The 21,807-nt window shown below is 73.0% G+C and carries 16 protein-coding genes; 4 read left to right on the top strand and 12 right to left on the bottom strand.

Annotation, left to right across the window (positions count from 1 at the left end; translation table 11 throughout):
* Positions 1–117: 117 nt before the first annotated feature.
* From J2X68_RS03070 to J2X68_RS03015, 12 genes are all read right to left on the bottom strand, one after another.
* Entirely contained in the window at positions 118–1,686 is a 1,569-nt protein-coding gene (locus J2X68_RS03070; RefSeq protein WP_310430820.1) for a protein phosphatase 2C domain-containing protein, read from the bottom strand.
* A 3-nt stretch (positions 1,687–1,689) separates the two neighbouring features.
* On the bottom strand, positions 1,690–4,398 hold the full coding sequence (locus J2X68_RS03065; protein WP_310430819.1) for a tetratricopeptide repeat protein: 2,709 nt from the start codon (positions 4,396–4,398) through the stop codon (positions 1,690–1,692).
* 2 nt (positions 4,399–4,400) lie between these two features.
* Entirely contained in the window at positions 4,401–5,738 is a 1,338-nt protein-coding gene (locus tag J2X68_RS03060) for a hypothetical protein (protein ID WP_310430818.1), read from the bottom strand.
* A 93-nt stretch (positions 5,739–5,831) separates the two neighbouring features.
* Positions 5,832–6,863, bottom strand: coding sequence for a glutamate ABC transporter substrate-binding protein (locus tag J2X68_RS03055; protein WP_310430910.1), 1,032 nt, complete (start codon positions 6,861–6,863; stop codon positions 5,832–5,834).
* A 122-nt stretch (positions 6,864–6,985) separates the two neighbouring features.
* Positions 6,986–8,350 (bottom strand): hypothetical protein, encoded by a 1,365-nt coding sequence (locus J2X68_RS03050; protein ID WP_310430817.1) that lies wholly within the window; start codon positions 8,348–8,350, stop codon positions 6,986–6,988.
* A gap of 218 nt (positions 8,351–8,568) precedes the next feature.
* Positions 8,569–9,543 carry a BadF/BadG/BcrA/BcrD ATPase family protein gene (locus J2X68_RS03045; RefSeq protein WP_310430816.1) on the bottom strand — a complete coding sequence of 325 codons (975 nt, stop codon included), beginning with the start codon at positions 9,541–9,543 and terminating at the stop codon, positions 8,569–8,571.
* Positions 9,534–10,799, bottom strand: a complete 1,266-nt coding sequence (locus tag J2X68_RS03040; RefSeq protein WP_310430815.1) for a 6-phospho-beta-glucosidase — start codon at positions 10,797–10,799, stop codon at positions 9,534–9,536. The genes J2X68_RS03045 and J2X68_RS03040 overlap by 10 nt, the downstream gene beginning before the upstream one ends.
* A gap of 6 nt (positions 10,800–10,805) precedes the next feature.
* A complete protein-coding gene (locus tag J2X68_RS03035) occupies positions 10,806–11,699 on the bottom strand; it encodes a carbohydrate ABC transporter permease (RefSeq protein WP_310430814.1) in 894 nt (297 codons plus the stop codon).
* 4 nt (positions 11,700–11,703) lie between these two features.
* Complete coding sequence (locus J2X68_RS03030; RefSeq protein WP_310430813.1) at positions 11,704–12,645, bottom strand: sugar ABC transporter permease; 942 nt, start codon at positions 12,643–12,645, stop codon at positions 11,704–11,706.
* A gap of 2 nt (positions 12,646–12,647) precedes the next feature.
* Positions 12,648–13,997: an ABC transporter substrate-binding protein gene (locus J2X68_RS03025; RefSeq protein WP_310430812.1), complete on the bottom strand. Its 1,350-nt coding sequence runs from the start codon at positions 13,995–13,997 to the stop codon at positions 12,648–12,650.
* Positions 13,998–14,118: 121 nt separating this feature from the next.
* Positions 14,119–15,330 (bottom strand): ROK family transcriptional regulator, encoded by a 1,212-nt coding sequence (locus tag J2X68_RS03020; protein ID WP_310430811.1) that lies wholly within the window; start codon positions 15,328–15,330, stop codon positions 14,119–14,121.
* 329 nt (positions 15,331–15,659) lie between these two features.
* Positions 15,660–16,763 (bottom strand): mechanosensitive ion channel family protein, encoded by a 1,104-nt coding sequence (locus J2X68_RS03015; RefSeq protein ID WP_310430810.1) that lies wholly within the window; start codon positions 16,761–16,763, stop codon positions 15,660–15,662.
* Between the two features lie 324 nt (positions 16,764–17,087).
* Here J2X68_RS03015 and J2X68_RS03010 point away from each other — a divergent pair, with 324 nt between their 5' ends.
* The 4 genes from J2X68_RS03010 (at position 17,088) to malQ (ending at position 21,397) form a co-directional block, all read left to right on the top strand.
* Positions 17,088–17,624, top strand: a complete 537-nt coding sequence (locus J2X68_RS03010) for an HNH endonuclease (RefSeq protein ID WP_057600138.1) — start codon at positions 17,088–17,090, stop codon at positions 17,622–17,624.
* 311 nt (positions 17,625–17,935) lie between these two features.
* Positions 17,936–18,604, top strand: a complete 669-nt coding sequence (locus J2X68_RS03005; RefSeq protein ID WP_310430809.1) for a putative immunity protein — start codon at positions 17,936–17,938, stop codon at positions 18,602–18,604.
* Positions 18,605–19,021: 417 nt separating this feature from the next.
* Positions 19,022–19,204, top strand: a complete 183-nt coding sequence (locus J2X68_RS03000; RefSeq protein WP_310430909.1) for a hypothetical protein — start codon at positions 19,022–19,024, stop codon at positions 19,202–19,204.
* Entirely contained in the window at positions 19,205–21,397 is a 2,193-nt protein-coding gene (malQ, locus tag J2X68_RS02995; RefSeq protein WP_310430808.1) for a 4-alpha-glucanotransferase, read from the top strand.
* The last annotated feature ends 410 nt before the right edge of the window (positions 21,398–21,807 follow it).

The following is a 21,807-nucleotide window of genomic DNA, read 5'->3' as shown; positions in this document are numbered from 1 at the left end:
GTCTGAACACGGACCGGTCCCCACCGGTCCGTACAAGTGCTTCCCCGTGCTTCCGTGCTTCCCCGTGCTTCCCGTGTTCTCCGGTGTTCTCCGGTTTCTTCCTGTTGTGCGGCCTCCTCAGGCCGATCCTGCCCCCTGCGCGGGGGCGGGGAACGGCACGACGGCCACTGTTACGTTGTCGTGGCCCCCGCCGTCCAGGGCGTGGCCGACCAGGACGCGCGCGCTGTGCAGCGGCCGGGCGCAGGCGTCCGGCGGGAGGACCTCGGCCATCTCCTCGGCCGCCTCGGCGTAGTTCCACAGGCCGTCCGTGCACACCACCACGACACCGGGCCGGTCCGGCTTGAAGGAGGCGGTGTGCGGCTCCAGTTCGTAGGCGTCGGCGCCGAGCCAGCCGGTGATCGCGTGGGCGCGCTCGTCGGCGTAGGCCTCGGCCTCGCTCATCAGGCCCGCGGCGACCATCTGCGCGGCCCACGAGTCGTCCTCGGTGAGCCGGGCCGGGGGTGAACTGCGGTCGGCCGGGACCCAGTAGGCGCGGCTGTCGCCGACCCAGCCGACGACGAGCAGCCCCGGTGTGACGACCGACCCGACGAGGGTGCAGGCCGGAGCGTTCTGGTGCGGGGCCTGTTCACGGGCCGTGGCGGGCTCGTCGGCCAGCGCGTCGACCGCGTGCGAGGCGGCGACGATCGCCTCGTGCATGGCCTGCTGCGGGTGAACGCCCTGCGGGAGGGCGGCCAGCAGTGACTCGGTGGCCGTCCGGGACGCGGCGAGGGAGGCGTCGTCGGGGCGGGTCGCGGAGGACACGCCGTCGCAGACGATCGCCACCAGCGCGGGCGAGCCGTCGGGCAGGGCGGTGCGGCCGAGGCCGAAGGCGTCCTCGTTGCGGTGGTGGCGCAGACCGCGGTCGCTGACGGCGGCCAGGGGGCCCGACTCCAGCTCCATGTGGTCGCGTTCGCGCGGCTGGGCGTGGCCGCAGTTCTCGCAGTACCCGTCGTCGTCGACCCGGCCCGCCCGGCAGGCCACGCACACCTTGGCGGTCTCGGCCACCACGGCGGCCTCGGCGGCCACCCGGGGATCCGGCGCCTGGAGGGCGTACTCGTCGGGCTCCGAGGGCCGGTCGAACCGGACCCCGGACACACCGGCGCCCGGGGCGCCCCCGGGATCCCCGGCAGCGGGGGAGGCGGCGGGACCCGAGGGGGGCGGCGCGCCGGGAGCCGGCGGCTGCGGCGCTCCGGGACCGGGCGGCTGCGGGGCGGCGGGCGCGTGCGGTGCAGGTGCCGGTGCCGCGGAACCCGGCGGCACCGGTGCGCCCGCATGCGGCGGCACCGGTGCACCCTGGGCCGACCGGGGCGGCGGTGCCGCGGCGGCGACACCGTGGAAACCGGCATCGCCGGAACCGGCACCGCTCACACCTGCACCGCTCACACCGGCGCCGTTCGGGGCGACGCCGCTCCTTCCGGCACCCGGCACGGCCGTACCGCTCACCGTCGGGCCCGCGGGCCCGGCCGCGGCCGGCGCGGGAGCCGGCTGGGCCGAGCCGTTCATCGTGAGCGTCGGATGGTCCTCCGGACGCGGCGGCACGGCGGACAGGTCGTATCCGCACGCACCGCAGAAACGGTCACCCGCGTCGAGCGGCTCCGCGCAGCTCGGACACGTCGGCAGGGCGGCCTGCCGGGGCATCTGGGACATCAACTACACCCACGTCCGGGGGCGGTAACGATTGGCACGTTCCACCAGGTCGATCCTTTCCTCGCCGCCGGTCGCCAGCCGGGCCAGCGTGCGGTACGAGCGCTCCAGGCCGAAGCGCAGCCCCCGCTCGTCCAGTTCGCTGCCGAGCAGCACCCGGGCGGCCGAGCCCGCGCCCTGGCCACCGGAGAGTATCCAGTCGAGGGCGCAGCCGAGGACTTCCGTGGACAACTGCTCGCGCCGCGTCGGATCCAGACCGTACGCGTCCAGCGCCTCGACCTGGGCCGCGGCGGCGGTGAGGTCCTCCAGGAAGGGTACGTCGGAGGCGAGGGCGGTCCGCTCCCGGAGCCGGGCCCGCACGGCCGCCACCCGGGCCGCCGTGTAGTGGATGGAGGACTCCGGCACCGATTCCAGCGTCCGCACGGCACTTCGGCGGTCCCCGGCCGCGAGCTGCACACGGGCCAGGCCGAACGCGGAACTCACGTAGCTCGGGTCGGTCGACCACACCAGGCGGTAGTACTCGGCGGCGTTGTCCAGCTGCCCCAGCACCTCCGCGCACAGGCCGAGCGCCAGCTTGGGCGAGGGTTCGCCCGGGAAGGCGTCGTAGATCGCGTCGAAGGCGAGCGCGGCGCCCTCGTGGTCGCCGGTGACCAGCGAGGTCACGCCCCGGTACCAGACCACCCGCCAGTCGTCGGGCCGTTCGCCCTCGAGTTTGTGCAGGGACGAGAGGGCGGCCTGGTGGTCGCCGTTCTCCAGCCAGGCGCGGATCTGCCGCAGCCGGGTCTCGACCGACGGCGCCGGCGCGGCCGCGAGAGCCGTGATCAGCTCGCCGGGCGCGGACGCCAGCAGGCCCGCGAGGAAACCGGCGTTGGGGTCCGTGGCGTCGACGTGCGGGACGGGCAGCGCGAGCGCGGCGGCGGGCGCGGGGACGGTCCTCACGAGGCCGGCGGCGACAGGGCCCGGGGCCACCGTGCTGCCGGCGCCTCCGGCGACGAGCGGCGCGACACCCCCGGCGCCCGGCGGCCCGGATCCGCCGGCGAAGGCGGGAGCGGGGCCGGACAGCGCGGGGGCCGCGCCGGCGAAGGCGGGAGCGGGGCTCGGCAGGGCGGGCGCGGTGCCGCCGGATGCCGCGGAACCGCGGGTGAGGGCCGGAGCGGCGCCCGAACCGCCGAACAGGCGCGACGACTTGACGGCGACCCGCGCCCCCAGCCGTGACACCTCGCCGGTCGGCTTCGGGAACAGCTCGGTGTCCGTGACCTTGACCTCGGGCCCGAACAGGGTCGACAGCGCGGGCCGGGCCCGGCCGCTCTGCAGCGAGACGACCTCGCGCAGCACACCCGTCAGCTGCTCGGCCATCTCCTGCGCGGAGGCGAACCTGCGGGCCGGGTCGGGGTCGGTGGCGCGGACCAGCAGCCGGTAGAACGACTCGTACTGGCGGAAGACCTCGATGTTGTCGGGATCGGGCAGCGAGTCGACGAAGACCGTCGTGTAGCCCTGGAAGTCGAAGGTCAGGACGGCGAGCGTACGGCCCACCGTGTACAGGTCGGACGCGACCGACGGCCCGACCTCGGCGACCTCCGGACCCTGGTAGCCGACCGTGCCGTAGATGGCCGACTCGTCGTCGTCCATGCGACGGACCGCGCCCATGTCGATCAGCTTGAGCTGGTCCTCGGTCTGGATCGCGTTGTCGACCTTGAAGTCGCAGTACAGCAGGTTGCGGCTGTGCAGATGGCCGAGCGCCTCGAGCGCCTCGATGCCGTACGCGCACGCCTGCTCCACCGGGAGCGGGTCCCGCTTGCCCTGCGGGGTGCGGCGGTCGTTGGCGATCTCCTTGAGGGACTTGCCGCCGACGTACTCCATGACGATGTAGCCGTCGAGCGAACCGGTCCGCTGGTCGAGGTGTTCGACGAAGTTGTAGATCCGCACGATGTTGGCGTGCTCGATCTCGGCGAGGAAGCGCCGCTCGGAGATCGCCGCGGCCATCGCGTCCTGGTCACCGGTGTCCAGGAGGCCCTTGAGCACCACCCACCGGTCGGAGACCGCGCGGTCGACCGCCAGGTAGACCCAGCCGAGCCCGCCGTGCGCCAGACAGCCCACGACCTCGTACTGGCCGTGCACGACGTCGCCGGCCTTCAGCTTCGGCACGAAGGAGTACGGATGGCCGCACTTGGTGCAGAAGCCCTCCGTGCGGCCCTCCCGCTCGCCGCGCGAACGCCCCACCGGCGCGCCGCAGTCGGAGCGCGAGCAGAACCGCTTGCGCTCGGGTACCTCGGGGTTCTCCTGCACCATCCCGCGCGGGTCGGGTCTCGGCACCTGCGGCACCGTGACCAGGCCGGCGCCGAGCCGGGCCCGCCCGGAGGAGCCCGCGGTCGAGCCGGAGCTGCGCACGGACACCGAACGGCCCGTCGAGCTGCCCGAGAGCGACCGGGACAGCCGCCCGGACACCGAGCGGCGCGACTTCGACGACTGCGACGACGTCCGCGTACTGCGCGCGCTGCGCCCGCTGGAGCGCGAACCGGAGCTGCCCGCCGAGCCCTTGCCGCCCCCGGTCACCCCGGTCGGCGGGGAGACCACCAGGCCTCCCCCGGAGCCGGTGCCCCCGGCCGAGACGACCGGCGCCAGACCGCAGGTGTCGCAGTACAGCTCGCCGCCGCCCACGTCCTCGTACGACCCCTCGCAGCCCGGCCGCTGACACGCCTGCCCTGCCTGACTCATGGCTACTGCTCCCCCCTACGGTCCTGAGGTCCGCCCTGCTCCGGCACGCGCGGCGCCGTGAGCAGTTCGGCGGCCGCCTGCTGATAGCGCAGGACGGCCTGTCCGGCGACGCGCAGATCACAGGGCGCGCTCCAGAGCATGCGGCGCGCCGCGTCGTAGCGCTCGATGAGGAACGGGTCCTCGGCTAGCCCGTGCCGGGCGACCTTGGCCTTGTACGCGTCGAGACGGCCGCGCAGCTCCGCGCGGACCGCCAGCGGCTGGGTGACCGCGGTCAACGACTCGCGGGCCCGCAGCAGTTCGTCCTCGGCCTTCTGCTCCAGGGACTCCAGGAGCGGGGACAGGCGGTGCCACTGGGCGTGCCTGCGGTACTCGGCGGCCGTCGCGAGCTGCTCCTGGAGGGCGGTCGGCGGACCGCTGACCACCGGCACCTCGGTCGCGGCGATCTTCGCGAGCACCTCGCCGCGCGCGGTGCGCGCCTCGGCGAGCGTCCGGTCGGCCCGGCTGAGGATGTCCCGCAGCTTCACCAGCCGCTGCTCGGCGTCCTGGCGGACCGTCAGCACGGCGTCGATCTCCCGGCGCACGTCCTCCAGGGCGCGCGCCTCACGGTCGTACACCGTGGTGTCCGGACGGCCGCCGCCGGGCGCCGAACTGCCCTGCGCGCGGACCCAGAAGGCCAGCGGGTCCGACACCACCTGCTCGCGCAGCGAGGTCAGGGTGCGGGTGATGCGCTCCAGGTCGTCGCCCGCCGGGTGCTCGCCCGGGCGGACGCCGACGGAGTGGGCGAGACGGCGGGTGCGCTGGAGCTCGGCGGCCAGTAAATCTATCCGGGCGGGCAGCGCCGACCACACCGCGTCGGCGGTCACGACCACGTCGAGCGAGGACGCGTACAGCTCGTTCATCCGGTCGACGAGGGTGGTGAGCGAGAAGCTGTGGCTGAGCCTGCCCGCGCCGTGCAGCGTGGGCGCCTCGGCGGCGGCGGCCGCGGTGCCGGCGGCGGAGCCCGCCACCGTGACCGACTCGCCGCGCAGCAGCTCCGTCAGCTCCGCCAGGTCCTCACGGCTGGACCAGCGGCGGCGCGAGCGGATGTCGCGGGCGCCGCGCAGCGCGTCCGTGTACGCGTCGAAGTAGGTCCACAGCAGCGTGATCGACGCCTCCGCGGACGCCCAGCGCTCCTGGGTGACGCCGGTGAGTTCGGCGCCTTCGAGGAGTCGGCGGCCCGCGTGGTCCTGGAGGGCGAGGAGGGAGGTCTCGATCGCCTCGTGCTCCGCGCCGAGCCGCGCCAGCGCACGGTCGACCTCGTCCCGGTCCATCACCGGCCCGGGGGGTCCCGTGACGCCCATCGATCACCTCTCGCTGCTGTGTCGGTCTCTCGGTTCTGTCCGCCGCCTGCCCTGCCGCCCTGCGCCCGTCCCGCCGTCCTGCCCGCCGGTCCGTCAGCTCGTGCTCAGGTACTGCGGGGCGGGCGGCCTCGACTTCGTCGCGTCACTGCCCAGTGTCGCCGACAGCCACGTGTCGTACGACGCCTGCCAGCCGTTCGCGCGGTACTCCACCAGGATCTGGTTGACCCGGCGTACCAGATCGGTGGCCTTCTTCTCCATGGCCACGCCGTAGTACTCGGTCGTGAACGGAGCGCCCTTCAGTTCGACCGTGGGGTCCTGGGCGGCCTGACTGGCCGCGAGCGCGCCGTCGGTGACCACCGCGTCGACCTCGCCGAGCTGCAACCGCACCAGGCAGTCGAGCTGGTTGGGAACGGGGGCGGCGATCACGACGCTGGCGGGGATCCGGCCGGCCTTCTTGTCGTCGACCAGCTGGGCGTTGGCCGTCGAGCCGGTCGCGGTGCAGACCTTCTGCCGCGCGAGCGTGTCGTCGTAGCCCTTGATCGTCGAGGACTTGGGCGCGAGGACCTGCTGTCCCGTCTTGAAGTAGGGCGCGGAGAACGCGACGTCGTCGAGGCGGGTACAGGAGATCGTCATGGTGCGCACGACCATGTCGACCCGGCCCTCCTGGATGGCCGGGATGCGCTGATTGGTCGGGATGGCCTTGAACTGGACCGCGTTCGGGTCGCCGAGGATGTCCTGGGCGATCCGGTGGACCAGGTCGATGTCGAAGCCCTCCAGTTCCGCGCCCGTGTTGTTGGGGTCGCGGTAGCCCCAGCGGTAGCTGTTCTGGTCGACGCCGACGATCAGCTTGCGCTTCTCGCCCTGCCGGGCCTTGATGGCGGCGATCGTCGGACCGTCCGCGCTCGACGGCGTCGGCGTCCGCTTCTCCGGGTCGGTGCAGTCGGCGTCGGCCGCCTGGGCGCCCGCGGCGACGCCCTGCCCGGCCCGGCCGGCGCTTCCGTCGCCGGGCGACCGGGTCGTCCACGGCAGCAGCATGACGCAGGCCAGCGCGAGAGCGCACAGGGCCGCCATGGCCCCCACCCCGCCCCAGCCCTTCAGGCCGGCCCGCACCCGTCGCACACGCATGGTCACGCCCCCTTCCACCGGAACGCCTCCTTCAGCCGGTTCGCCCCCGCCCACCCACACGCTCCTGCCCCTCGGCAGACGCCTGTTCACCGATCCGCCCCTGTTCACCGGCACACGCCTGTTCACCGGTACTCCGACAGCCTGCGGCCGATGCCGACGACCGCGCCCGCGGCGCCCAGCACGGCGAGCACGGCGGCGCCGATCGGCAGGCCGGTCATCGCGCCGAGGCCGTCCCCGGCCGCCTGCCGGAACTCGGCCTGCTCGTGCGTGAGCGCGTCCGCGAGGTTCTTGTCGACGTTGTCGAAGCACGCGCCGGTCGCGTCCTCGCCGCCGATCACCAGGGCCAGCGCCTGCTCGTAGTTGCCGTTGTCGTCCTGCGCGCGGGCCGCGGTGTGGCGCTTCTTCCACTCCGCCATGTTGCTCTCGGCCGACGTGACCGGCTTCTCGCCCGCCTGGTCGTCGGCGAGCTTCGCCGCCAGGGCGAGGCCCTTGCCGAGGGTGTCGATCTCGGTGCTGAAGTCGTGGTCGTACTTGTCGAGCGTGACCTCTTCGCCGTCGGCGGCCACCTTCACCGTCTCGGCGCCGCGCGCGACCAGCGTCAGGTTCTCGTTGCCGCGCGCCTTGAGGGAGGCGATCCGGGCGTCGTGCAGGACGTTCAGCGAGCGGACGCCGTGGTCGTAGGAGTCGTCGAGACCCGCGCGGGCCACGCTGTGGCCGACGACGAGCCAGAGCAGGACGACCGTGGTGGTGGCCGTCGCCGCGACCAGGCCGTGGTTCAGGACCCGGTTCGTACGGCGGTAGTTGCGGTGCTGGGCCCAGGCGAGACCGGCCAGCGCGAGGACGCCCAGGGCGATCGCCGCCCAGGGGTAGGGGGTGGCGTCGCCGTAGTCGTCCCGGAGGCGCTGGTTCTCCTTCGTGTAGAGATCCTGGGCCGCGGGGAGCATCTCGCCCTGCATCTTCTGGTTGGCGTACCGCAGATAGGCGCCGCCGACCGGGAAGCCCTGCCGGTTGTACGTCCGCGCGCGCTCGACCAGGCCCTTGTACTCGGGCAGCAGCTTGTTCAGCTCGGTGATGAACGCCGTCGAGGGCGAGTCGGGGTCGGCGTTGTTGGCCGCCGTGACGAGCTTGGAGGCGGCCTCGTCGATGTCCTTCTCGTAGCGCGACCGGGACTCCGCCGTCTCCTGGCCCCCCGCCAGGAACCCGCTGGAGGCGGCCGTGTTGGCGTCGGCCAGCGCGCGGTAGATGTCGGCCGCGGCCGTGCTGAGCGGCTGGCTCTTGTGCAGCACGTCGTCGGCGGCGGCCGCCCGGTCGGTCGTCTGCCAGGCCGTCACGGCGCCGAAGGCGAGCACGAGAAGGGCGAGGAAGGCGCCGATGATGCGGAGCCGGCCCGGTTCCGTGGTCGCGGCGGCGCGCGCCTTGTCGACGCCCTCGGCGAAGGCCGTACGGCGCCTCGGCGGTGGCGCCGCGGCCGAAGCGGGTGGTGCCATGGTGCTGCTCGGTGCCGGGTCTGCCACGTTGTTGACCTCCCCCATGGTCATCTGCCGCCGCCAGTATCGCTGGCGGGACCGGCCTTGCGCACCGGCCTTCACTGGATCTTGATCAGATCGCAGTCACCCCTGTCCATGAATACGCGTCGGGTGGGTGTTCGGTTCCTTCGTGGCGACCCGTGTTGTGTCCGGCCGCGTCCAGGGACGTCCGCGGCCGCTCACCCCGCGTCGAAGTGCGCACGCACCCTTCGCTGCACGTCGGCGTCCGCCCCCAGCCGGTCCAGGCCCAGCAGCGCGGCCCCCAGCACCGGGCGCTCCCGGACGACGCTCGCCACCGCCTTCGGCGCCCGCGCGGCCAGCAGCTCCCGTATCCCGTCGTCCAGCAACTCTTGGCCGGCGGTGAGAACGCCTCCCCCCAGAAGCACCGGTGTCTCCTCCTCCAGAAGGTCCAGCCGGGTCAGGGCCACCGTCGCCATGGCCACCACCTCCCGTGCCAGCCGGTCGACGATCGTGCGCGCCACCGGGTCCCCGTCCCGCGCCGTCCCGAAGAGGACCGGGGTCAGTTCGTGGCGGCGGGACGGGGCGATGTGCTCCAGGTGCAGGGCCTCGATGAGGGCGTACATGGACGGCAGACCGAAGTGGGACGGCAGCGCCTCGGCGAGGGCCGTCGGTCCTCCCCGGCCGTCCTCGGCCCTCGCCGCGTGCCACATCGCCTCCTCGGCCAGGCCCCAGCCGCCGCCCCAGTCGCCGGAGAGACGGCCGAGCGCGGGGAAGCGGGCGGTCCGGCCGTCGGGGCGCATGCCGACGCAGTTGATGCCCGCGCCGCAGACGACGGCCACCCCCCGGGGCTCGGCCACGCCCGCCCGGAGGATGGCGAACGTGTCGTTGCGGACGTCCACGGAGGCCCCCCACGCGCGCGTGTCCAGGGCCGCCGCCAGCTGCTCCTCCTCGACCGGCAGGTCGGCGTTGGCCAGACAGGCCGAGACATGGACCGCCGAGCCGACGCCGGCCGCCGTGTACGCGCGCGTGACGGTGTCGGCCAGGGCGTCCACCGCCGCCGTCACGCCCACGGCCGGCGGGCGGAAGCCGTCGCCGCGGGCCGTGGCGAGGACCGTCCCGTCCGCCGCCACGACCGCCACGTCCGTCTTGCTGTTGCCCGCGTCGATGGCGAGCACGCTTGCCGTCAGGCCCACGCGAGATGCTCCCGGTTGTGTGCGATCAGCTGGTCGGTCAGCTGCTCGGCGTACTCGTACTGGCCGACCAGGGGGTGGGACAGCAGGGCCTTGAAGACCCGGTCGCGGCCGCCGTGCAGGGCCGCCTGGAGGGCCAGGTCCTCGTACGCCGTCACGCTCGCCGTCAGGCCCGCGTGGAGCGGGTCGAGGGGCGGCACCGGGAGCGGGGACGGACCCTTGGGGCCCACCGCCGCCTGCACCTCGACGACCGCGTCGTCCGGCAGGAAGGGCAGCGTGCCGTTGTTGAGGGTGTTCACCACCTGGTAGGGGCTGCCGGAGCCGGCCAGCAGCGCTGCCGCCAGGTCCACCGCGGCCTCCGAGTAGTAGGCGCCGCCGCGCTTCGCCAGCAGCTCCGGCTTCTCGTCCAGGGCCGGGTCCGCGTACAGCGACAGCAACCGGCGTTCCATCGCCGCCACTTCCGCCGCCCTCGACGGTTTCGTGCGCAGTTCCCGTACGACCTCGTCGTGGGCGTAGTAGTAGCGCAGGTAGTAGGAGGGGATCGTGCCCAGCCGGTCCAGGAGTACGCGCGGCAGGCGCAGATCGGCGGCGATCGTGTCGGCGTGGGCGGCCAGCAGGCCCGGCAGCACGTCCTCGCCCTCGGGGCCGCCCAGCCGTACCCCGGTCTCCCAGGTGAGGTGGTTGAGGCCCACGTGGTCCAGGTGGACGTCGGCCGGGGCGACGTCGAGCAGGGCGGCGAACTTCCGCTGGAGGCCGATCGCCACGTTGCACAGGCCCACCGCCTTGTGGCCGGCCCGGAGCAGGGCGCGGGTGACGATGCCGACCGGGTTGGTGAAGTCGATGATCCAGGCCCGCGGGTTGGTCCGGCGGACCCGTTCGGCGATGTCCAGGACCACGGGGACGGTCCGCAGGGCCTTCGCGAGGCCGCCCGCCCCCGTCGTCTCCTGTCCGACGCAGCCGCACTCCAGCGGCCAGGTCTCGTCCTGCTCGCGGGCCGCCTGGCCGCCGACGCGGAGCTGGAGCAGCACGGCGTCGGCGCCCTCGACGGCCGCGTCCAGGTCGGACGTCGTCACGATGCGGCCCGGGTGGTCCTGCCGGGCGAAGATGCGTTGCGCCAGGCCGCCGACGAGCTCCAGGCGGTCGGCCGCCGGGTCGACGAGGACCAGTTCCTCCACGGGGAGGGTGTCCCGCAGCCGGGCGAAGCCGTCGACGAGTTCGGGTGTGTAGGTCGAGCCGCCGCCGACCACGGTGAGTTTCATGGCGTGTTAACCCTTTACTCCGGTGAGGGTGACCCCTTCGACGAACGCCTTCTGGGCGAAGAAGAACACGAGGATCACGGGGGCCATGACCAGCACGGTGGCCGCCATGGTGAGGTTCCAGTCGGTGTGGTGCGCGCCCTTGAAGGACTCCAGGGCGTAGGAGAGGGTCCACGCGTCCGGATTTTCGGAGGCGTAGATCTGCGGTCCGAAGTAGTCGTTCCAGGCGGCGAAGAACTGGAAGAGGGCGACGGCGGCGATGCCGGGCTTCGCCATCGGCAGGACGACCTTCAGCAGGGTGCGCAGATCGCCGCAGCCGTCCACCTTCGCCGCGTCCAGGTACTCGTTCGGGATGGTCAGCAGGAACTGGCGCAGCAGGAAGATCGAGAACGCGTCGCCGAACGCCAGCGGGATGATCAACGGCCACAGGGTGCCCGACAGGTCCAGCTGCTTCGCCCAGAACAGGTACATCGGGATGACGACCACCTGCGGGGGCAGCATCATCATCGAGATCACCAGCATGAGCGTCAGATTGCGGCCCCGGAAGCGGAACTTGGCCAGCGCGTAGGCCACGGGGACGGAGGAGACGACGGTGAGGACCGTGCCCAGTCCGGCGTAGATCAGGGTGTTCCGCCACCACGTGAGGAAGCCCGGGGTGTCGAAGACCCGCTGGTAGTTGGCCCATTCCCAGGTGTGCGGGATCAGGTCCCGGCTGAGTGCCTGCGAGTCGCTCATCAGGGACGTCAGGAACACGAACACGAAGGGGAGGGTGAAGAAGAGGGCCGCGGCCACGCCGAGGGAGTGGATCGCGATCCACTCCAGCAGTGCCTTGCGGCGGGCGGTGCGCTCGGCGGGGGAGGAGGGGGTCCGCAACTCCGCCGGGCGGTCCAGTACTTGGGTCATACGGTCAGTCACCTGCCTGGATGAGACCGCCCCGGCGCCGCATCAACAGCGCGGTGAACGCCATCGACAGGGCGAACAGGACCAGGGCCACGACACAGGCGGAGCCGTAGTCGAAGCGCTGGAAGCCGAGGTTGTAGACGAGTTGGGGAAGGGTGAGCGTGGAGTGCTCCGGATAGCCGGGCTCGAACATGGTGCCCGCGCCCTGGATCACACCCGAGGCGACCTTTCCGGCGACCAGGGGCTGTGTGTAGTACTGCATCGCCCCGATGACGCCCGTGACGGCGGCGAACATGATGATCGGCGAGATGTTCGGCAGCGTGACGTACCGGAACCGCTGCCACGGCGTCGCGCCGTCCAGTTCGGCCGCCTCGTACTGCTCCTTCGGCACGTCGAGCAGCGCGGCCATGAAGATGACCATCAGGTCGCCGATGCCCCACAGGGCCAGCACGGTGAGGGCCGGCTTGGACCAGTCCGGGTCGTTGAACCAGGCCGGCGCCGGGATGCCGACCGTCTCCAGGATCGAGTTGACCGGGCCGGTGCCGGGGTTGAGGAGGAAGGCGAAGGCCATGGTGGCCGCCACCGGCGGGGCCAGGTAGGGCAGGTAGAAGAGGGTGCGGAAGACGCCGGTACCGGTCTTGATCTTCGTGATGAGCATGCCGATCCCGAGTCCGGACAGGACGCGCAGCGACACCATGATCACGACGAGCCAGAGCGTGTTGCGCAGGGCCGGCCAGAAGAACGGGTAGTGCGCGAAGACGTACGTCCAGTTCTTCGTGCCGCTCCACGTCGGCGGCCTGAAGCCGTCGTAGTGCATGAACGAGAAGTAGACCGTCGAGATCATCGGGTACGCGAAGAAGACCGCGAAGCCGATCAGCCAGGGGGAGAGGAAGGCGAGGGTGCGCAGCGCCGAGCGCCGGTGCTTCGCCCTCAACGTGTGGGTGTTCATGGCTACTTCGCCTGCGCGATGTCCGTGTCGATCTGCGCCGCCGCCTTCTCCAGTCCGGCCTTCAGGTCGGTGACCTTGCCGCTCTCGTAGTCGTAGCCGAGCTGCTGCACGGTGGTGAGGTAGACGCCGCCGTTGACCGACGCGGGGGAGGTGGTCGAGTTCGGGTTCGCGGCGATGTCGAGGAATGTCTTGAAACGAGCGTCGTACTTCAGGTCAGGGGACTTCAGGGCCGCCAGGGTGGACGGCACGTTGTGGATGGCGTTGGAGAAGGCGACGACCGCGTCCGTGTCGGTGGTCATGTACTTCACCAGCTCCCAGGCCGCGTTCTGCTTCTTGCTGGTGGCGGCGATGCCGGCGATGGTGCCGGTGATGTAGCCCTTGCCGTACTGGGCCGCCTGGTCGTCCGGGACGGGCAGCGGGGCGACGCCGATCTCGAAGTCCGGCTCGGCCTCCAGGGCCATGCCGAGGCGCCACTCGCCGTCCAGCTGCATGGCGACCTGGCCGGTCTGGAAGGGGTGCTTGGGGCCCCATTCGTCGCCGAGCGTGGAGCGGAAGGTCTCCAGCTTCTTGAAGCCGCCGAGCTCGTCGACGAGCTTCTTCTGGAGCGTGAAGGCGGAGGCGACGGCCGGGTCCGTGGCGATGGTCGACTTGCCGGCCGTGTCGAAGTACGTCGGGGAGAACTGGCCGAGGTAGTGCTCGGTGGTCGTCTCCCAGCCGTGGTAGTTCGGCATGAAGCCGAGCTGCTTGAACGTGTTCCCCTGGGCGATCGTCAGCTTCTTGGCGTCGGCCTCGAACTCGGACCAGGTCTTCGGGGGAGCGGTGATGCCCGCCTTCCGGAACGCCGTCTTGTTGTAGTAGAGGCCGTACGCGTCGCCCAGCAGCGGGACGGCGCAGCGGTTGCCGTCGAACTGGGTGTACTCGTTCATGGCCTTCGGGAAGGTCGTGGACGGGTCGATGTCCGCCTTCTCGAAGAAGGGGTTGAGGTCGACGAGGGCGCCCGACGAGCAGAACTTGCCGACGTTGTTGGTGGTGAACGACGAGATCACGTCCGGCGCCTTGGAGCCGCCCGCGCGCAGCGCCTGGTTGATCTTGTCGTCGGTCATGTTGCCGACGACGTTCACATGGATGTGGGGGTGCGTCTTCTCGAAACCCGCGATCAGCGATTTCACGGCCTTCACCTCGTTGGGCGCGCTCCACGCGTGCCAGAAGGTGAGGGTCGTCTCCTTGGACGCGTCGTCGTCGGAACCGGCGGCGGACTGGCCGGTACAGGCGGTGCTGCTCAGCAGGAGGGCCGTGGAGGCGGTGAGGGCGAAAGCCGCCTTTCGGACGACTACGGGTATGCGTGTGGGCATGGCGGAGCCTTCCAGGGACAGGGCAGGGTGAAGGGACTGCGATGAGGTGAGGTGAGGTGCAGGGGGGTGGAGCGGGACGGAACGGGTGAGGTGAGGACCTGGGGGAGGGGTGGAGGTGCGGCTAGCGCGAGGTGTCGAAGACCTCGTCGCGGGTGGCCGACAGTGCGCTCTCCAACGCGCCGCGCAGCACGGGCTGTTCGGTGACGTCGCCCATGACCAGCTTCGGCCGGGACGCGGCCAGCTCCTCCAGCTCGTCCTGGACGAGGGCGCGCAGCACCTCGCCGCCGGCGGTCAGGGAGGCGCCGCTGAGGACGACGAGTTCGGGGTCGAGCACGGAGACCAGCGAGGCGAGACCGGTCGCGAGCCGGGTCGCGTACGTCTGGAGCAGCTGCCGGTGCGGGGCGGTGTCCTCGGCGGCGGCCCGCTCGACGAGCACGGCGGCGACGCCGGCGTACGGCCCGGACGGGATGTCGCCGATGCCGAGTTCCCGGGCCAGCCGGGGGACGGCCTGTGAGCCCGCCAGCTCCTGGAAGCCGCCGCTGTTGGCCTTGGTCACCTGCCGGACCAGGGGCGCGCCCGGAACCGGCAGGAAGCCGACCTCCCCGGCGCCGCCGGTCCAGCCGCGGTGCAGCCGGCCGCCGAGGACGAGGGCGGCGCCGAGACCGCCCTCGTTCCACAGCAGGACGAAGTCCTCGTGGCCGCGCGCCGCGCCGAGGCGCTGCTCGGCGACGGCGGCGAGGTTGACGTCGTTCTCGTACTCGACCGGCATGGGCAGGGCCGCGGCGAGATCGTCGAGCAGCGCGGGGGAGTGCCAGCCGGGCAGATGGGAGGCGTAGCGCAGACGGCCGGTGGTGGGGTCGAAGGCGCCCGGGGTGGCGACGACCAGCCGTCGCACCTCGTCCCGGGTGAGGCCCGCGGCCTTGACCGCGCCGTCGAGCGCGTCGGTGACCTGGCGCACGACGGCGTCGGTGGTCTTCCGGCCGGGCGTGGGCACCTCGAACGTGCCCACGGTCCGGCCGGTGGCGTCGGCGACGGCGGCCAGGACGCGCTCCGGGGTGACGTCGAGCCCCGCTGCGTACGCGGCGGCCGGGTTGACCTCGTACAGCTGGGCGTTGGGGCCGGGTCGCCCCTCGGTGGTGCCGGTCGCGAGCACCAGCCCCGCCGCCTCCAGGCGGGCCAGCAGTTGGGAGGCGGTGGGCTTCGACAGGCCGGTGAGCTTGCCGATGCGCGTCCGGGACAGGGGGCCGTGCGCCAGCAGGAGGTCGAGGGCGGCGCGGTCGTTCATGGCGCGCAGGACGCGCGGGGTGCCCGGCGTACCGGCGGTTCCTGCCATGGGTGCGACACCTGCCTTTCTGGACTGCCCAGCTTCTCAAGTCCGCCGGACGCACGTCCACATCCGGTCACTGTTAGGAAAGTTTCCTATCGGCTGGCAGGAACGTAGACCCGTCACGAAGGGGACGTCAAGGAGTGAATGGGGAAACGCCCCCGAGGCAACAGAGTCGTTATGTCGGGGGCGGAAAGGGCGGCGGGCCCGTGAGACGCCGGAAGGCCGTGCCCGGGGCCGCGGGCCGGCCGTGCACGGAAACACGGGAAAAGGCCGTGCCCGGAAACGCGGGGAGGCCGCACCCGGAGCCTTCCGGGTGCGGCCTCCCCGCGTACGGGCTACTTCGCCGGGGTCGTCGGCCGGGGCTGCGCGATCGGCGTCGCCGCCGCCGACTGGGGCGAGTCCGCGTTGGCGAACACCGAAGGAGCCGCGACCGTGGCCGTCGGGTCTGCCGGGTCCTCCGTGACGGGGGCGGTCGCGCCGCCCACGATGCGGATGTCGGCCGCGTCGAAGGCCCGCTTGACACGCCAGCGCAGCTCCCGCTCGACGGCCAGGGCCTTGCCGGGCATCGTCTTCGCGGAGACGCGGACGACCATCGAGTCCAGCAGGACGCTGTCCAGGCCGAGCACCTCGATCGGGCTCCACAGGAGCTCGTTCCAGGGCTCTTCCTTGCTCATCTTCTCGGCGACCTCGTCCAGGGTGGCCTTGACCAGGTCGAGGTCCTCGGAAGCCTTGACGGTCACGTCGACGCCGGCCGTCGCCCAGCCCTGCGAGAGGTTGCCGATCCGCTTCACCTCGCCGTTGCGGACGTACCAGATCTCACCGTTGGCGCCGCGCAGCTTCGTCACGCGCAGTCCCACCTCGATGACCTCGCCGGTGGCCACGCCCGCGTCGATCTGGTCGCCGACGCCGTACTGGTCCTCCAGGATCATGAACACGCCGGAGAGGAAGTCCGTCACCAGGTTGCGCGCGCCGAAACCGATCGCCACACCCGCGACACCGGCGGAGGCCAGCAGCGGGGCCAGGTTGATCTCGAAGGTGCCCAGCACCATCAGGGCCGCGGTGCCGAGGATCAGGAAACTCGCCACCGAACGCAGCACCGAGCCGATCGCCTGCGAGCGCTGGCGCCGCCGCTCGTTGTTGACCAGCAGCCCGCCCAGCGCCGTGCCGTCCACCGACGAGACGGTGCGGTTCATCCGGTCGATCAGCTTGGTGATCGCCCGCTGCACCACCACTCTCAGCACCACCGCGATCACCAGGATCAGCAGCACGCGCAGACCGATCGCCAGCCAGGTCGACCAGTTCTGCTCGACCCAGCTGGCCGCGTTCGTCGCGCTCTCCTGGGCGTCCTGGAGGGACGGGACGGTCACCGCGGTCGGCGACTCCGAGGGAGTCGGCGACGGTGACACGTCGGCGGCCAGTAGGACGGCGGGCAAGGACACGGCAGGTACCTCCAGGTGCTGCACTGCTCCATTCGGTGCGGCGGTCGAGGGCGACACGCGCTGCGAGGTCACGGAAAGGTCACCGGACGGGCAGAACCACCACACTAACGGGGCATTGTGTGTGGTCCGGCGGGTTCCGTGAAGGAGAGACCGTCCTCACCTGCGCGTGAACCGGCCATGATCCGGGGGAGACAACAGGGTGTGGTCGAAAACACTCCCAGCCCGTTACCGGGACATGGTGGCGCGTCCACCAGCCAAGAGGGGAGACTGACCACAGATCGTCCCGGCGCGAGCCACGCGCCGCCGACGCCCAAGGAGGCATCCGTGCCGCATGTCCTGGTCCTCAACGCGTCGTACGAGCCGCTCGGCGTCGTACCGCTCCGCCGCGCGCTCGTCCTCGTCCTGGAGAACAAGGCGATCTCCCTCGAGGAATCCGGCGCCTTCCTGCACAGCGCGACTGTCACTGTCCCCGCACCCAGCGTGGTCCGGCTCAAGCGATTCGTCCGGGTTCCCTATCGGGGGCCCGTTCCTCTGACCCGTCGGGCGCTCTTCGCCCGCGACGGGGGCCGGTGCATGTACTGCGGTGGCGTCGCAACCAGCGTCGACCACGTCATCCCGCGCAGTCGCGGAGGCAAACACGTGTGGGACAACGTCGTGGCGTCCTGCCGTCGCTGCAACCACGTCAAGGCCGACCGGCACCTCGTCGAGATCGGCTGGCGGCTGCGCCACAAACCCGCTCCCCCTTCCGGACTCGCCTGGCGCATCATCGGCACCGGGCACAGGGACCCGCGCTGGCTGCCGTACTTGCAGCCGTACGGCGCGGACGACGCTCTGGCCCGGATCGACGGCATCTCCGCCTGACGGTCCGGGTCTTCGTAGGGCGAGACCGCGCCCCCGCACCGCGTCACAACGGCCTCCGAGCCGGGCGCGACCGGCTCCGGAGGCCCCTGCACCCGGAGCCGTATCGCCGTGCCTGACGGGACAGGCGTGACGTGCCCGGCGGGACAGGCGTGACGTGCGTGGCGTGAGGCGATGCGCGTGGCGTGCGGCGACGTGCGGGGGTCCGGCACCGGGCCCGAGCGGTGCCGGACCGGTGGAGGGCGGTCCGGTGGAGGGCGGTCCGGGCGCGGCCGGTCTGGTGGGCGGGGTGCGGGCCGCGGCAGGATGACGCCGTGCCCACGAAGTCGGACAAGATCGAGCTGAGCGACCAGGAACTCCGGGAGATCGCGGGTTACGCGGCCGAGTGCGCCCGCAGAACGCTGCCGATCTTCGAACGGAGCCTTCCCGCGGACCCGCGCCCCCGCGAGGCCGTCGCGGCGGCGGACGCCTTCGCCGGGGGTGGCCGGCGCACCGGCGCCCTGCGGCAGAGCGCGTGGGCCGCCTTCCGGGCGGCCCGGGAAGCCGAGGCCGTCCTGCCCGCCGCGGCCGACGCGGCGCGGGCGGCGAGCCACGCGGCCGCCGCCGCGTATCTGCATCCCCTGGCGGACGCGCACCAGGTCAAGCACATTCTCGGCGCGGCGGCCCACGCGGCCCGAGCGGAGGAGCTGGCGGCGCAGGAGCCGGCAGCGCAGGGCCCCCTGCCCGGCGCTGCGGGAACGCCCGCCGCCGTGGGGCCGCCGGCCACGGGCTCCGCGGGCCCGCCCGGCACCGAGGCGGTCCCCCTCACCGGGGGGAGCGCTGTCGCCGCGCGGGCTCTGGAGCGGGCTTGCCGGGACGCGCCGGCGGCGGTGGCCGCGGTGCTCGGCCGGCTGCCGGCCGCGCCTCCCGGCGGTGGACGCGTGGGAGAGCTCATGCGCGATCTCGACGCCGCTCTGCGCGCTGCGGACGGTCGAGACGACTGACGACGGCCCCGGGTGGCCGGAGGGCGGCTGCGGGCGGTCCTGGGCGTGCCGGAGGGCGGCGCGGGGCGGCTCGGGGCGGCGCAGTGCGGTGCGGGGTGGCCGCGTGGTCGAAGGTGCTGGCGGAGGGTGCCCGGTGGCGGTGCGGGGTGGGCGGCTGCGGGCGGTCCTGGGTGGGCGTGGCCGGGAGGGGCGGAGGGTGCCCGGTGGCGGAGGGCTGGTGAGGGTGGTGCGGGGTGGCCGAGGCGCGGTCGATGGTTTCGGCGCGCCGGTCCGTCGTGTCGGCGCGGGGTTCGGGAGGGGGTGGCGGCGTGTAATGACGTGAGGACGTCTGTCCCCGCGTCCGCTGGGTAGGGCTGGGGTATCCGATGCCGTACTGACGAGGAGGCCACCGTGATCGCACCGGCCCGCTCCAAACGCCTGGCGGAGCCCTCCGCCGCCACCCCCGCCGAGCTCGCGGACCCCTACCTCTGCGCCTTCAGCGCCGAGGGCGCCTGCGCCGAAGCTCCGCTGACCAGCGAACCTCCGTTGCCCGACGCCGAGCCCCTGACCAGCGAGCCGCCGCTCGCCGCCGTCGCGGACTCCGACTCCACGAGGCCCTAGATGACCGTGCCCCCCGGAGAGGAGCTCGCCCGGCTCGCCGCCCTGCACGGCGTCGCCACCTCCTACCAACCCTCCCCGGACCGCACGGTCACGGCCTCGGCCGGCGCCGTCACCCGCGCCCTGGCCGCCCTCGGCGTCGACGCGGGCACCCCCGAGGCCGTACGCGCCGCGCTCGCCGCCCGGGAACGGGAGCTGCGCGAGCGGCTGCTGCCGCCGACGGTGGTGTGCTGGCGCGGAAGCCCCTGCGAGGCGCTCGCCGCCCTCCCCGAGGGCACCGTTCTGCGGGTGGAGACCGAGCAGGGCGAGCGCCGCGACTCCGTCGATCGGCTCCCGCTCGGGGTGCATCAGCTGACGGTCACCGCCCCCGACGGGCGGACCGGCCGCGCCCATCTCGTCGTCGCCCCGCCCCGTCTGCCCACGCCCGCCGAACGCTCGTACGGACTCCTCGTCCAGCTGTACTCCCTCCTCTCCCGGCGTTCCTGGGGCATGGGCGACCTCGGTGACCTCGGCGAGCTGACCTCCTGGGCGGGGCGAGCGCTCGGCGCCGGGTTCGTGCAGGTCAACCCCTTGCACGCGGCCGTGCCCGGCACCCCGACGGACCCCTCCCCGTACCGGCCCTCCTCGCGCCGCTTCCCGGACCCGGTGCACCTGCGGGTCGAGGACGTTCCCGAGTTCGCGTACCTCCGGGACGACGGGGCCCCACGCTCCGCGCTGCTGGACCGCGCCGGGCGACTGCGCGAAGCCGTCCTGGACAAGGGGGAGTTGATCGACCGGGACGCCGTGTGGGAGCTGAAGCGGGAGGCGCTCGAGCTGGTCGCCCGGGTACCGCTCGGACCCGGCCGACGCGCCGCCTACTGCGACTTCCTCGCCGAGCAGGGCCAGGCGCTGGAGGACCACGCCACCTGGTGCGCCCTCGCCGAGGTGCACGGGTCGCAGTGGCGGCAGTGGCCGGCCGGGCTCCAAGACCCGCGCTCCGCCGAGACCACCCGGGCCCGCGGCGAGCTGATGGACCGCGTCGACTTCCACTCCCGCCTCGCCTGGCTCACCGATGCCCAGCTCAGAGCCGCCCAGCGCGCCGCGCGCGAGGCGGGCATGCCGGTGGGGATCGTGCACGACCTGGCGGTCGGCGTGCATCCCGAGGGCGCCGACGCGTGGGCGCAGCAGGAGTACTTCGCCGCCGGCATGTCGGTGGGCGCGCCGCCGGACGCCTTCAACGCGCGGGGCCAGGACTGGGGCCTGCCGCCCTGGCGCCCGGACCGGCTGGCCGCCTCCGGCTACGCCCCCTACCGACGGCTCCTCAAGGCCCTCTTCCGGTACGCGGGCGCCCTGCGCATCGACCACGTCATGGGCCTGTTCCGCCTCTGGTGGGTACCGCAGGGCGAGCCGCCGACCGAGGGCGCCTACGTCCGCTACGACGCCGAGGCCATGCTCGCCGTCCTGGTGCTGGAGGCCTCCCGGGCCGGTTCGGTGGTGATCGGCGAGGACCTCGGCACCGTCGAGCCGGGCGTGCGCGAGACGCTGCGCGAACGGGGGGTGCTCGGCACGTCCGTGCTGTGGTTCGAACGGGACTGGGAAGGCGACGGGCGTCCCCTGCTTCCCGACCGCTGGCGTGACGACTGTCTGGCCACCGCCACCACGCACGACCTGCCGTCCACGGCCGCCCGGCTCACCGGCGAGCACGTCGAACTCCGGGACCGGCTGGGCCTGTCGACCCGTCCGGTGGAGGAGGAACGGGCGGAGGCGGCCCACGACACGGGGGAGTGGCTGGCCCTGCTCAACCGGCTCGGCCTCCTGGCCGGCACCGGCGGCGGCAGCGACCTCTCCTCGGAGGAGGCCGAGGTCCAGGCCGTCCACCGCTTCCTGCTGCGCACCCCCGCCCGCATGATCGGCGTCTGGCTCCCGGACGGCGTCGGCGACCGCCGCCCGCAGAACCTCCCCGGCACCTGGGACCAGTACCCGAACTGGCGGCTGCCGATCGCGGACGCGACGGGCCGCCCGGTGACCCTGGAGGAACTGGCGGCCTCACCGAGGCTGCGGGCGCTGACCGAGGTACTGCGCGAGGACGACGGCCCGACCGGGGCGGCCCCGGCCACAGTGGCCCCGGTCGGAGTGGCCCCGGTCGGGGAGTCCGAGCGGAGGTTCGAGGGCGGGTTCGAGTCAGAAGACGGGCCGAAGCCCGAGCCGGGCCCTTGAGCCGGAGCTTGAGCGGGAGTCCGGGCCGGAGCTGCACGGAAGGCCGAGCCGGAATCTTGAGCGGGAGTCCGGGCCGGAGCTGCACGGAAGGCCGAGCCGGAATCTTGAGCGGGAGTCCGGGCCGGAGCCGCGCGGAAGGCCGAGCCGGGAGCCGGAGCGGAAGTCCGAACGGGGCCTGAGTGGGGGCAGCGTGGGGAGCGTCGGCCGGGGCTCGGGGACTTCCGGCCGGAGCTCGGGGCTCGGGGCTCGGTGCTTCGGGCCAGAGCTGGGGCCGGAGTCCGAGCAGGAGTCCGGCGGTGAGGGCGGCGGGGCGGGCCGGGCCGCACGGAGTCCGACGCGAGGTGGGGGACGTGTGGGACGCGAGCGCCTAGAGGGGTGTGGCGGAGCCGCGACGGGGTGCGGACGGGGGT

The sequence above is a fragment of the Streptomyces sp. 3330 genome, assembly GCF_031456635.1.
In the GTDB taxonomy this organism is placed as follows: domain Bacteria; phylum Actinomycetota; class Actinomycetes; order Streptomycetales; family Streptomycetaceae; genus Streptomyces.
Note: the sequence above shows the minus strand (reverse complement) of the source record. Positions and strands in the feature narration are given on the sequence as shown.